Source organism: Nocardia brasiliensis, assembly GCF_011801125.1.
Taxonomy (GTDB): Bacteria; Actinomycetota; Actinomycetes; order Mycobacteriales; family Mycobacteriaceae; genus Nocardia; species Nocardia brasiliensis_C.
In genome coordinates, this window is record NZ_CP046171.1 from 2,707,654 (window position 1) to 2,720,660 (window position 13,007).

At 67.7% G+C, this 13,007-nt stretch carries 10 protein-coding genes; 4 read left to right on the forward strand and 6 right to left on the reverse strand.

The genetic code is table 11. From position 1 onward, the window contains the following. Positions 1-5: 5 nt before the first annotated feature. Together F5X71_RS12325 and F5X71_RS12330 are read right to left on the reverse strand one after the other, a co-directional pair. Complete coding sequence (locus tag F5X71_RS12325; protein WP_174817238.1) at positions 6-506, reverse strand: DUF402 domain-containing protein; 501 nt, start codon at positions 504-506, stop codon at positions 6-8. Between the two features lie 71 nt (positions 507-577). Continuing rightward, positions 578-1,222 (reverse strand): DUF402 domain-containing protein, encoded by a 645-nt coding sequence (locus tag F5X71_RS12330; protein WP_167462061.1) that lies wholly within the window; start codon positions 1,220-1,222, stop codon positions 578-580. A 439-nt stretch (positions 1,223-1,661) separates the two neighbouring features. On the opposite strand from F5X71_RS12330, the gene uvrB reads away from it, so the two are divergent. Next, entirely contained in the window at positions 1,662-3,854 is a 2,193-nt protein-coding gene (gene uvrB, locus F5X71_RS12335; protein ID WP_238815858.1) for an excinuclease ABC subunit UvrB, read from the forward strand. Positions 3,855-3,863: 9 nt separating this feature from the next. Here the strand turns inward: uvrB and F5X71_RS12340 are convergent, their stop codons facing one another. Then, on the reverse strand, positions 3,864-4,331 hold the full coding sequence (locus F5X71_RS12340; RefSeq protein ID WP_167462062.1) for a VOC family protein: 468 nt from the start codon (positions 4,329-4,331) through the stop codon (positions 3,864-3,866). Positions 4,332-4,387: 56 nt separating this feature from the next. Here F5X71_RS12340 and F5X71_RS12345 point away from each other — a divergent pair, with 56 nt between their 5' ends. From F5X71_RS12345 to F5X71_RS12355, 3 genes are all read left to right on the forward strand, one after another. Then, complete coding sequence (locus F5X71_RS12345) at positions 4,388-5,278, forward strand: helix-turn-helix domain-containing protein (protein WP_167462063.1); 891 nt, start codon at positions 4,388-4,390, stop codon at positions 5,276-5,278. Between the two features lie 107 nt (positions 5,279-5,385). Then, positions 5,386-5,799, forward strand: coding sequence for a DoxX family protein (locus F5X71_RS12350; protein WP_167462064.1), 414 nt, complete (start codon positions 5,386-5,388; stop codon positions 5,797-5,799). Positions 5,800-6,286: 487 nt separating this feature from the next. Further along, a complete protein-coding gene (locus F5X71_RS12355; RefSeq protein WP_014983412.1) occupies positions 6,287-6,739 on the forward strand; it encodes a universal stress protein in 453 nt (150 codons plus the stop codon). Positions 6,740-6,836: 97 nt separating this feature from the next. Here the strand turns inward: F5X71_RS12355 and F5X71_RS12360 are convergent, their stop codons facing one another. From F5X71_RS12360 to F5X71_RS12370, 3 genes are all read right to left on the reverse strand, one after another. Beyond that, positions 6,837-9,038 carry a HelD family protein gene (locus F5X71_RS12360; protein ID WP_428981486.1) on the reverse strand — a complete coding sequence of 734 codons (2,202 nt, stop codon included), beginning with the start codon at positions 9,036-9,038 and terminating at the stop codon, positions 6,837-6,839. 334 nt (positions 9,039-9,372) lie between these two features. Further along, entirely contained in the window at positions 9,373-10,716 is a 1,344-nt protein-coding gene (locus F5X71_RS12365) for a diguanylate cyclase domain-containing protein (protein ID WP_167462065.1), read from the reverse strand. Between the two features lie 529 nt (positions 10,717-11,245). Beyond that, on the reverse strand, positions 11,246-12,967 hold the full coding sequence (locus tag F5X71_RS12370) for a sensor histidine kinase (RefSeq protein WP_167462066.1): 1,722 nt from the start codon (positions 12,965-12,967) through the stop codon (positions 11,246-11,248). Between the last annotated feature and the right edge of the window lie 40 nt (positions 12,968-13,007).

The window sequence follows — 13,007 nt, forward strand, 5'->3', positions numbered from 1 at the left end:
GCGGGCTACTTCCAGGTCAGCGTGATACCGCGGGAACTGAGCCAGCGATGCAGGTCGTAGCCGTTGGCGGCGAGCCCGTCGATGGTGCTGGTGGCGTGCGCGATCGCCGCCTCGGCCTCGGCGGCGGTGATCAGCCCCGCGGCATGGGCGGCGAGCAGCTCGTCGACATCGAGCAGCTCGCTCTCGCGACCCGTTCGCACGACGATGTCGAGATAGTGGTCCACCGACTGCCAGCGGTCCGGGTCCACCTGGCGGAACTCACCGAGGTCCAGATAGAAGTCCTGATCGCGTTGGTGCTCGGGGTGATAGTGGAAGATGCTGGCCCGCAGCGCGAGCTCGGGCAGCAGCCACGACTCGATGTAGTGGAACTGGGGGTGATCGGAGGTGCGCGCCATGTACAGGCCCCATGGCGCCACCTGGTACCGCTCGACCGGCCGCACGAACCCCTTCGGGTCCGTGTTGGTCAGCGCGGCGAGGTCGAAGTACTCGACCTTGGGCCGGTGCACGTCGACAGCGGGTGCCTGTGTCATGCATCCAGAATCTACCGGCGTGCGGGTCCGATCGAGCGGCGTGGCGCTTACATCCAGGTCAACGTGATGTTGCGGGTGGCGAGCCAGTCCTCGACGCAGTGGTCGTTGGCGGCGAGCCCGTCCAGCGCGGCCGTGGCGCACTCGAACGCCCGGTGGGCCTGTGTGGAGTCCACCAAGCCCGCCGCGTGCGCGGCCAGCAGGTCGTTCACGCCGCGCAGTTCGACGTCGCGGCCGCGGTGCACCTCGATGTCGAGGTAATGGTCGACGGCCTTCCAGCGCTTCGGCGCGACCTCGGTGAACTCGCCGATGTCGAGGTGGAAATCGTGGTCGACGTGGTGCGCCGGGTTGCGCCGGGTGACCGTCACGCGCAACGACAGCTCCGGCAGCAGCCAGCATTCCAGGTAGTGCCGGTGCGGGACGGGCACGATGCGCGCCATATAGAGGCCCCACGGTTCATGGTGGTAGCGCTCGACCTGGCGGACGAATCCCTTGTTGTCGGTGCTGGTGAGTTCGGCCAGATTGAAGAACTCGACGTGCGGACGATGCGGCGGCTGACCCTGGGGTAACGAGTTCGGCGCGTTTGCGGCCGGGCCGCTGTGCAGACCGGGCACCGCCGCGCGGAGATGTTTGGCGAGGTTTCCTGCGAAGCCCGTCGTGGGCACGGTATTGAGCAATGGAATCAGACCTCTCATGGCTGTTGTCCTTCGCCGCATCCGAACTCGTTGTCCGAACAACCAAATCAGCGTACACCTGGGAATCGGTGCCGGAGGGTAATGCGTGCGCATCAATTTCGCCACGAAACCTGTTGGTGCTGAGGGAAATTCGGACATCGATGGTAATCGGGAAGTGAAATAGACGTGGTGCGGCACGCCGGACGTGCCACTTTTACCGTCCCTTTTACCGCCCTTGGGCGGGCGACGGTGTGCCGAATTCCACCGCATCGTGTAACGGCCGCCGTAACAACGGAAAGAATGCCCCGTCGAGCGCCGCCGAAAACCCGCTTTCGACACGGCGGGCCCGTCGCATGAGTTCACGGCGGGCCCGTCGCATGAGTTCTCGGCGCGCGGCGTACGCGGTAGGCCTGCCCCCGACGCACGGAATCTGTCGGTGGCTGGGCCTACGCTGGTCACCATGGCGTTTGCAACCGAGATTCCGACTGAGGGCTACGAGGACAGGGCCGCGGGCGCGACCCCGCTGGCCCATTCGGAGCATCGACCCGTCGGGGAGATCGAGCGCACCGAGGGGCAGTTCCAGGTGGTCAGCGACCACAAGCCGGCCGGTGACCAACCGGCCGCCATCGCCGAACTGGAACGCCGGATCAAGGCGGGGGAGCGCGATGTCGTGCTGCTCGGCGCCACCGGTACCGGTAAATCGGCGACCACGGCCTGGCTCATCGAGAAGCTGCAGCGTCCGACGCTGGTGATGGCGCCGAACAAGACGCTGGCCGCGCAGCTGGCCAACGAACTGCGCGAGATGCTGCCGAACAACGCCGTCGAGTACTTCGTCTCGTACTACGACTACTACCAACCCGAGGCCTACATCGCGCAGACCGACACCTACATCGAGAAGGACAGCTCGATCAACGACGACGTCGAACGGCTGCGGCACTCGGCGACGTCGAGCCTGTTGTCGCGGCGCGACGTGGTCGTGGTCGCCTCGGTGTCGTGCATCTACGGCCTCGGCACCCCGCAGTCCTACCTCGATCGATCGATCCAGCTCGAGGTCGGCACCGAGGTGGACCGGGACGCGCTGCTGCGCCTGCTCGTCGACGTCCAGTACACCCGCAACGACATGGCCTTCACCCGCGGCTCGTTCCGGGTGCGCGGTGACACCGTCGAGATCATCCCGTCCTATGAGGAACTCGCGGTGCGCATCGAGTTCTTCGGCGACGAGATCGAGGCGCTGTACTACCTGCACCCGCTCACCGGTGACGTGGTCCGCCAGGTCGAGATGCTGCGCATCTTCCCGGCCACCCACTATGTCGCCGGTCCGGAGCGGATGGAACGCGCGGTCCGCGATATCGAGGCCGAACTCGAAGAGCGGCTGGCCGAACTGGAACGCCAGGGCAAGCTGCTGGAGGCGCAGCGCCTGCGCATGCGCACCCAGTACGACCTCGAGATGATCCGGCAGGTCGGCTTCTGCTCCGGCATCGAGAACTACTCGCGCCACATCGACGGCCGTCCGGCCGGCTCGGCGCCTGCGACGCTGCTCGACTATTTCCCGGACGACTTCCTGCTCGTCATCGACGAGTCGCACGTGACCGTGCCGCAGATCGGCGGCATGTACGAGGGGGACATGTCGCGCAAGCGCAACCTGGTCGAGTTCGGCTTCCGGCTGCCGTCCGCGGTGGACAACCGGCCGCTCACCTGGGAAGAGTTCGCCGACCGGATCGGCCAGGCGGTGTATCTGTCGGCCACCCCCGGCCCGTACGAGCTGGGCCAGGTCGGCGGCGAGGTGGTCGAGCAGGTCATCCGCCCGACCGGCCTGGTCGATCCGAAGGTGGTGGTCAAGCCGACCAAGGGCCAGATCGACGATCTGGTGCACGAGATCCGGGTGCGCACCGAGCGGGACGAGCGGGTGCTGGTCACCACGCTGACCAAGAAGATGGCCGAGGATCTCACCGACTATCTGCTCGGGCTCGGTGTGCGGGTGCGCTACCTGCACTCGGAGATCGACACGTTGCGCCGGGTCGAGTTGCTGCGGCAGCTACGCCTCGGCGAGTACGACGTGCTGGTCGGCATCAACCTGCTGCGTGAGGGCCTCGATCTGCCCGAGGTCTCCCTGGTCGCGATCCTCGACGCGGACAAGGAAGGCTTCCTGCGCAGCAGCACCAGCCTGATCCAGACCATCGGCCGCGCGGCGCGCAACGTGTCCGGCGAGGTGCACATGTACGCGGACAAGATCACCGACTCGATGCAGCACGCGATCGAGGAAACCGATCGCCGCCGCGCCAAGCAGATCGCCTACAACACCGAGATGGGCATCGACCCGAAGCCGTTGCGCAAGAAGATCGCCGACATCCTCGACCAGGTCTACCGGGAGGCCGACGAGACCGAGGTCGAGGTGGGCGGCTCCGGCCGCAACGCCAGCCGCGGTCGCCGCGCGCAAGGCGAGCCCGGTCGCGCCGTCAGCGCAGGCGTCTACGAGGGCCGCGACGTCAAGTCCATGCCGCGCGCCGAATTGGCTGACCTGGTCAAGGAACTCACCGCCCAGATGATGAACGCGGCCCGCGAGCTCCAATTCGAACTGGCGGGCCGGCTCCGCGACGAAATCGCCGACCTCAAGAAGGAACTGCGCGGCATGGATGCCGCCGGCCTGAGCTGACCCGGTGCGCTATTGCGTGGCGAGCCATTCGTTCACCCGGCGGTCGGCTTCCTCGCGGGAGACGTTTTCCACCCTGGTGAGGATGGCCCAGCGATGGCCGAAGGGATCGATCATGACGGCGAAGCGGTCACCGGTGACGAAGGTTTGCGGTGGTTCGACGATGTGTGCGCCGTGCGCGCCGGCGCGTTCGATGACGGAGTCGGCGTCGGGGCAGTAGTGCACGATCGAGGTGTGGACCCAGTTGCCGGTGGGCGCGAGCACGTTGTTGTCGGGTATCGGCATGCCGAGTTGCAAGGTCGAGTCGCCGATCTTCAGTTCGGCGTGCGCGGGTTGTCCGTCGGGCAGGTCGTTGCGGCTGAGCACTTCGGCGCCGAGCACGGCGGTGTAGAAATCAATGGCTTTGTTGCCGTCCCCGACCGCGAGGAAGCAGGTGATCGAGTGGTAGCCGTCGGCGATGGGATGCACGGTTTCGGTCATGGCGACAATCCTGTCCGGATCCGGCGGCAGGGTCTTGTAAGAATGCGACACCCACGATGACCGCAGGCGACGTCTTCGACGCACCGGTACCGAACCCGGTGACCCCGGCGGACACCACCGGCATCCTGCATCCGGACGAGCAGGCGAAATATCGCTCGCTGGTGCGGCTGCCCGCAGGCCCGGTGGTCGGTCGTTTCGTCGAGTGGTATTGGTCGGTGCGCTGGGATCTGCGCGGCAGGGCGCCGTATCACGCGCAGGTGCTGTCGTATCCGAGCGTGAACGTCACCTTCGAGCGATCGGCAACGCGCACAGGCGGTTTCGTCACCGGGGTGTGCACGCGCAAGTTCGTCAGGGAACTCGCCGAGGCGGGGGAGACCTTCGGTGTGCGGTTCCGGGCAGGTGGGTTCGGTGCTTTCACCGGATTGGATGTCGGGTCCTTTCGCGACGCCTCGGTCCCGCTGACCGAGGTGCTGCCCGGAACGGGTGAGCTGATCGAGCGGGTCCTCGCCGCGGCCACCGACGAGCAGCGCCGCGCCGTGCTAGAGGACTTCCTCACGCCGCGCGGCACGCCGACGGACCCGACCTACCTGCTGGTGCTGCGCATCGTCGAGGCGATCGCCCGGGATCCGGAGCTGACCAGGGTGGACCAGATCACCGAGCGGTTCGATGTCTCGATGCGCACCCTGCAGCGCATGTTCCGCCGGTACGTCGGCGCCGGGCCGAAATGGGTGCTGCGGCGTTACCGCCTGCAGGACGGCGCGGAATTGCTCGCCCGCGGTCGCACCGAAGATCTCGCCACGCTGGCCGCTGAACTGGGATACTTCGATCAGGCGCACTTCTCGCGCGAGTTCACCGCGGAAGTCGGAATGGCTCCACTGGAATACGCCAAGAATTCGCTACGCTCGCGCAACGAGGTTACGGCGAAGGTCCTGCCGACCAGGACGTAGTTGCCGAGCCGACCGTATTCGACCATTCGACCGGGGCTGGGAAGTGTCCCTCCGAGTCACTAGTTGAATGTTGCACTACCTACCGTCAGCCGAACAAGGAGCTGGACATGGATGTCGTGGTGTTGATCGGACGGGTGTTGTTCGCGGTGTTGTTCTTGAGCTCGGGTCTCGGGCATTTCCTGCAGACCGACGCGATGGCGGGTTACGCCGAGAGCCGGGGTCTGCCGATGGCCAAGTTGTCGGTGCTCGCCTCGGGAGCGTTGTTCGCCCTCGGCGGGCTCAGCATTCTGCTCGGCGTGTGGGCGGATCTGGGCGCGCTGGTGCTCGCGGTGTTGCTGGTGGTCACCGCGGTGCTGATGCACGGGTTCTGGAAGGAGACCGACGCGGAGGCCAAGCAGATGGAGATGATCAGTTTCAACAAGGATGTCGCCCTCGGCGGCGCCGCGTTGATGCTGTTCGCGTTCTTCGCCCATGTCGCCGACCTCGGATTGACCATCACCGGACCGCTTTTCGACCTCTGAACCCGGCGCGGCGCGCTAATATTGCGCGTCCTTTCAGTGCAGGGAGAAGGTAGGCATGGACATCATCGGAGCGATTCTGAGCTTATTCTGGGCGAACTACCAACAGTGGCCCTGAGCGCCGCTCGGAACCGAGTCCGATCGGCCCGTCCCGGCGCGTGATTCGCGCGTCGCGGCGGGCCGATCGGCGTTCCATCGCCCCTGGTGTGTGACGAATATCCCAGGGGGACAAGGTGGTTGACCATTGTTGTGCTGGATCACAGTTTGTCGCCGCGGCATTTGTGTCCGGCCTGGTAACTCGGGCCATCGCGACATTTCCCCGCGAACACGTGGCGCGAATGGCCAGGACACCCTCGATGTGATGTGTTGCGATTTCTGATATTTCCACTCCATTTGCCGCTAGTGTCGACGCAAGTCGCTGCGCCGGTGCCGCGTCTGTGCGGGTGCACCGGCGTGGGCAACGTGACCACTTCATAACTTGGAGGAGACAATGACCGCCTACCGGACGATCGTCGTCGGCACCGATGGCTCGGACTCGTCGTACGTGGCCGTCGAGAAGGCCGCCGCGCTGGCTGGAGTGTCCGCCGCGACCCTGGTCATCGCCTGTGCTTACTACCCGACCGACGATCGTGACGTGGCCGCGGCCGCCGATGTCCTGAAGGAAGAGGCCTACCAGGTGCGCGGCTCCGCCCCCACCAACGAGATCCTGCGCACCGCGCGGGACAAGGCCGCCGCCGCGGGCGCGGTGGACATCGTCGAGCGCGCCGTGGTCGGCGAGCCGGTCGAGTCCCTGCTTACCCTGACCAAGGAGGTCGACGCCGACCTGCTGGTCGTCGGCAACCGCGGCCTGAACACCCTGACCGGTCGCCTGCTCGGCTCTGTCCCGTCGGACGTGGCCCGCAAGTCCCGCTCGGACGTGCTCATCGTGCACACGGTGCGCTGACACCCTCGAACTACCCCGAAAGGCTCCGCATCGAGCACCGATGCGGAGCCTTTCGCGTCTGTACCGCGGGGAGACCGCCGCGACTATCCGGCGATCGTCAGCCGGCCAGCGCGTCGAGCACCTCGGGCAGGTCCGCGCTGTGCACCACGCCCAACCGCTGCGTGGCGCGGGTCAGCGCGACGTACAGGTCGTTGAGTCCGCGCGGTGACTCGTCCAGGATCGCGTGCGGTTCGACCAGATAGACCGCGTCGAACTCCAGGCCCTTCACGTCGTGCACGGTCAGCACCCGCACCGATTCGCCCGCCAGCTCGGCCAACTCCGCGATGTGGGTGTGCGGCGCGATCACCGCGGTGGTGCCGGGGCCGGTCTCGGTCGCGAGCAGCCGGGTCAGCTCGTCCCGTACGCCGGCCGGATCCACCCGATAGGCCTGCGGCGGGTTTCCGGTCGCACGGACCGAGCGCGGCGCCGACGCGTCCGGATCGATCGCGGCGAGCACGTCCGCGGCGACGTCCATGATCTCGGCGGGCGTGCGGTAGTTGACGGTCAGCTCGGTGAGCTTCCAGCGTTTGGCCACATACGGTTCCAGCATCCGCTGCCAGGAGGACGCGCCTGCCGGGTCGCCGGTCTGCGCGACATCGCCGACCACGGTGATCCAGCGATTCGGGATGCGCCGCATCACCATGCGCCACGCCATCTCCGAGAGCTCCTGTGCCTCGTCCACGATGACGTGGCCGTAGGTCCAGGTGCGGTCGCCCGCGGCGCGTTCGGCGGTGGTCTGCCTGGTGCGCACGTCCTGCCGTTCGGCGAGCTGACTCGCGTCGATCAGGTCGTAGGCCATAAGGATTTCCGGATCGAGATCGTCTTCGAGATCCTGTGGCGCGGAACCGGTCAGGATGTCGAGCGCGTCCTGGGCCTCGGCCAGCTGGGCGCGCCAGCGGCGGCGGGCCCGCTCGCGTTCCTCGGCGTCGTCGACGCCGAGGAGCTCGGCCAGCTCGTCGAGCAGCGGCGCGTCGGCGGCGCTGAAGGTGCCGTCGTCCGAACGCACCAGCTCGGCGCGGTCGGCCGGGTCGAGGCTGCCGCCCGCGCGGTCGAGCCGCTTCGGGTCGGCCAGCAGGTCGGCGAGCACCTCCTGCGGGGTCAGCAGCGGCCACAGCTTGCCGATGGCCTGCTGGATCTGTGGATCGGCGCGCATCTCGTCGCGGATCTCGGCCAGGTCGGTCCGGCTGAGCAGGCTTTCCCTGCGCGCCCCGCCCTCGGGCCCGCCGGACAGGTCCGCGCCCATGGTCTCGGCGAGCTGGTCGGTGAGCGCGTCGATCACCGAGCTGGTGAAGATCGGCTTGGCCAGGTTGTGCGGGCGGCGCGAGGAGCGGGCCCGCCCGCGGGCCTTGGTGGCGATCTTGCGATCCAGTGTCACCGGGTAGCCGTCGAAGCTGAGCCGGACGGGTTCGGCGGGCACCTCTTGCCGGTCGCGGACCGCCTGCTTGAGCACCTCGAGGATGGTGAGCGAGCCCTTGATCTCCCCGGCCCGCAGCGAATCCTCCCGCGTGGCCTTCACGCCCGGGTACAGATCGCCGATGGTCGACAGCAGCACGCCGGTCTCGCCGAGCGAGGGCAGCACCTGCCCGATGTAGTCCAGGAAGGTGGCGTTCGGCCCGATGATCAGCACGCCGCTCTTCGCGAGCTGCTGCCGGTAGGTGTAGAGCAGGTACGCGGCGCGGTGCAGCGCGACGGCGGTCTTGCCGGTGCCGGGGCCACCCTGCACCACCAGCACGCTCTTGTGCTCAGAGCGGATGATCGCGTCCTGCTCGTGCTGGATGGTCTCGACGATGTCGTTCATGTGGCCGGTGCGGGCCGCGTTGAGCGCGGCCAGCAGCGCGCTCTCGCTGCCGACCCCGCCGTCGTCCTCGGTCACCCCGGCCCGGCGCGCGGCGTCCAGGTCCAGGTACTCGTCGTTGATCGCGGTGACTTTGCGGTTGCGCGAACGGATGTGCCTGCGCCGGGTGACGCCGTCCGGCGCCGCGGTGGTGGCCAGGTAGAAGGGGCGGGCCAGCGGCGCGCGCCAGTCCAGCAGCAGCGTCTCGTAGTCGTCCTTCTCGTCGAGGATGCCGAGCCTGCCGATGTAGCGGTACTCGTCGGCGAGATCGATCCGGCCGAAACACAAACCGTGTTCTGCCGCATCGTATTTGGCGAGATCCTCGGTGTAGAGCTGGCTGAACGACTCGCGCTCGCTGCGGGCCTGCGGGGTGCCGCCGGACTCGAGCAGCACGGTGCGTAATCGGTTTCGCGCGTAGTCGCGCATCTCGTCGAGCCGGTCGTAGAGCACCGAGAGGTAGGCCTGCTCCTGTTCGGTCTCGCGGGTCAGCTCCGGGCCGTCGGCACGGGCGGGCAACGCAGTGTTGTTGCCCTGGCCCGACGAGCCTGCTCGGTCCTGAGTGAGGTCGGGCAAACTGAACTCCTTGTCACCGCGATGAAGCCGAACGCACGGTACACACGGACGACACCGCGCACACGAACGCTCGGAAAACAGAGTTGTCGAGTCTACTGCGCTTGCGGCGTGCTCGCCGTACCCGCTGGTGTACCCGAAATCATGCCGTCCAGTACTTCGGCGCGATGCGTGCGCGTTCGGCCGGTGCTCAACTGGCGTGGGTGCTGTTGGGCCTGCGGCCCTTGGCGACCGCGCCCTCCCGATGCCCGGACGGCTTGGCCCGATACATCGCCAGATCGGCGTCGTGCAGCACCGCCTCCGGGGTGCGCCGGTCGCCGACGCTGAGCGGGGCGATGCCGATCGAGGCGTTCACCTCGATGCGGTGCCCGCGCGCGATGATCGGCTCGGACATGGTCGTGCGCAGCCGGTCCACCAGGGCGTCGATGTCCACCCGCCGGGTCCGCCCGGACAGCAGCACCAGGAATTCGTCGCCGCCGAGCCTGCCCACGATGTCGTCGCCGCGCAACGCCCGTTGCAGCCGCTGTGCGACGATCTGCAGCACCGTGTCGCCGATCGCGTGCCCGAGAGTGTCGTTGATCAGCTTGAACCCGTCCAGGTCGATGAAGAGCACCGTGGAGACCGGCAGGTCCTCGCTGGTGGCCAGCGCGCCTGCCAGCTGGGACAGGATCAGTGAGCGGTTCGCCAGCCCGGTCAGTGAGTCGTGCGTGGCCTGGTACTCCAGCTGCCGCCTGCTCGCCCGGAACTCGGTGATGTCGGCGAACGACGAGACCGCCGATGAGCGCTTGTCCTCCGGGTTGAGCAGCCTGCTGCTGCCGGACAACCAGCGCCGCTGCCCGTCGGTGCGGTCGACGCCGAACACGTAGCCGGTGATGGTCTCGCCGGTGGCGAGCGTGCGGGCGATGGGGTGGCGCTGCGGCGGCAGCGGTTGGGCGTTCGCGTCGAGCAGCGTCAGCGGCAGCGCGTCGATCGGCTGCCCGATGATGGCGTCGCTGTCGTCGGCGCCGAAGATGCGCCGCGCGGCCGGGTTGATGGATTCGATCCGGCCCTCGGTATCGATCACCACCACGCCTTCTTCCAACTGTGAGACGACCGTGGTGAAGTGCTGTTCGGCCAGCTGCTGCGCGGCCTCGGCGTGGCGCTGGGCGGTGAGATCGTGGATGACCACCTGATACGCGAGTCGGTCGTGCCATGCGGTGAGCACCGAGACGGTCTCGACCGGCACCGGTGCGCCGTCGACCCGGACCAGCGTCATCTCGGTCGGCCGGGAGGCGGCGCCCTTGGTGGTGAGGTGGCTGATCCGCTCCAGCATCCCCGGCACCGAACCGGGGTGGACGAACTGGGTGAGTGGCTTGCCGATCACGTCCTCGGGGGTGCCCGCGGCCAGCAAACGCAGGGCGGCGGGGTTGGCGTAGACGAGGACACCGCGCTCGTGCACGCAGATGCCGTCGGGTGAGTGCTCGACCAGCGACCGGTAGCGCTCGGCTAGCTGCTCGGCGGCGTCGACCGCGGCGGCTACCTTGTCCTCACCCACTCGAACCCCCGATCGTCGACCCGATTATGGCCATTGGAACATGGGATTATTCTGGTACCGGCCCGTACAAGAGCACAGCGCCGACGCTATTGCTTCGATCACAGTTCGCGCACTTTGATCGGGCTAGGTCCGCCGATCATTACAGAACCGTGTTTTTCCGGCCGACGCTGATCAGCCGAGGTATCCCGGACCGCACCGACGCGGGGTCGGTCGCGACCCGGACAACCGATACCGCCATCAAGATCATAGGACGTTTCCCTGGATCGGGTCGGCACCACCTGCCGAGCGCGACACGCGGACCGGCGGACCTGTCGGTTGCCCGGCGTGTCGGCTGCGTCCGGGCGGTCGCCGTGCAGGTGTGCACGCGCGGCGGATGCCCGCGTGTCGCTGACGCGCCGCGGCACTGGTTCCCGGGCCGGTTCTGCTCGATGCGGGCGCGCCGGGCGCGGTTCGAAACGTGCGGCGCGTACCGACGCGACGCCCGCTCCCGGCAACCGGCTGCACGGTCGAGTGCGCGGCCCTGGTCTGCTCATGGCAGCGGCACCGACCAGCACAGCCTGGTGCCGGGCAGTGCGCCGCCGTTGCGATCGTCGAGCGTGAGACCCGCTGTGGCGACGGCAAATTCGCCGTCGGCCTTCGCGGCGCGTTGCTCCAGATTGCGTAATCCACTGCGTACCACGTGATTCGGAATGCCCCATCCGTTGTCTGTGACCACGATCGTCAGGTCGTCGTCGACGGTGATCTGCACCGCGAGGGTGTCGGCCCCCGAGTGCCGGACCGCGTTGCTGACCGCCTCGCGCACCACCGCCTCCGCGTGATCGGCCAACTCGGCCTCCAGCACCGAGAGCGGGCCGGACACCGAAAAGGTGGCGTGCAGTGGTGTTTCGGCGGTCTGCTGCCGAATCGCGCGCTCGAGCCGCTGCTGGAGCGGGTTGGCCTGGCTGCCCTGCAGGTCGAAGATCGAGGTCCGAATCTCCTGGACCACCTCTTGCAGATCGTTCACCACCGTCGAAAGTCGCTGTCGCACTACCGGAACCGTAACCTTCCCGACCGTGCCCTGCAGCGTTATCCCGATCGCGAACAGCCGCTGGATGACGTGGTCGTGCAGATCGCGCGCGATGCGATCGCGATCGGCGAGCAGGTCGATCTCGCGCATGCGGTGCTGGGCGTCGGCCAGCTGCATGGCCAGCGCCGCCTGATCGGTGAAAGCGGCGGTCAGCTCGACCAATTCGTCGGAGTACGGCGCCGCGCCCGCGGGACGCAACGTGGTCAGCACGCCGAGAGTAGAGTCGGGGGCGCACAGCGGCAGGATCAGCAGCGGGCCGGTCTCCGGCCGGGCGAAACCGAGGCTGGCCGCGCTCGCCTCGTCGAACCGCAACGGGGTGCGGCGCGTGAACGCCTCGCCCAGCACGGTGCCCTCGACCGGCACCACGGTGCCCTCGTAACCCGTACCGGGACCGCACCATTGGGTGATCACCAGCTCGCCATCGACGCTGCCAGGCCCGGCGAGGAACGAGCGCTGCGAGCCGGTCAGCGTGCGCGCGTGCTCGACCACGTGGCCGAGCACGCTGCCGGACTCGGTGCCTGCCAGGAACTCGGTGGCGATGTCGCGGGTCGCCTCGATCCAGGCCTGCCTGCTGCGGGCCGATTCATAGAGTCGCGCGTTGTCCACCGCGATCCCCGCGGCCGCCGCGAGCGCCTGCACCAGCACGTCGTCATCGTCGGTGAACGGTTGCGCGTCCGCCTTCTCGGTCAGATACAGGCTGCCGAACACCTCGCCGCGAACCAGCACCGGCACCCCGAGAAACGTGCGCATCGGCGGGTGGTTTTCCGGAAGGCCAACGGCGGCAGGATGTTTCGACAGATCATCGAGACGCAACGGTCTGCGCTGCTGGAACACCACGCCGAGCACGCCGTGCCCGGCGGGCAACCGGCCGATGGCGCGACGGGTCTCGTCGTCCATGCCCTCGTCGATGAACTGCGCCACCAGCTGGTCGTGCCCGCGCACGGCCAGCGCGCCGTAGCGGGCGTCGACCAGGCTGATCGCGGTGCGCACGATGGTGCGCAACGTTTCGTCCAGGTCCAGGCCCGAGGTGACGGCCAGCATAGCCTCGACCAGACCGTCCATCCGATCGCGGGAGTCGAGAATGAGCTGGACCCGCTCCTTGACCTCGCTCAGCAACTCACGTAGCCGCAGTTGCGAAAGGGTGTCGCGGACCGAATAAGGGTCGTTGCCGTGCTCGTCGGTCATCTCGGCTTTCCCGTGTGGCGGGCGCGTGAACTGCGCCGGG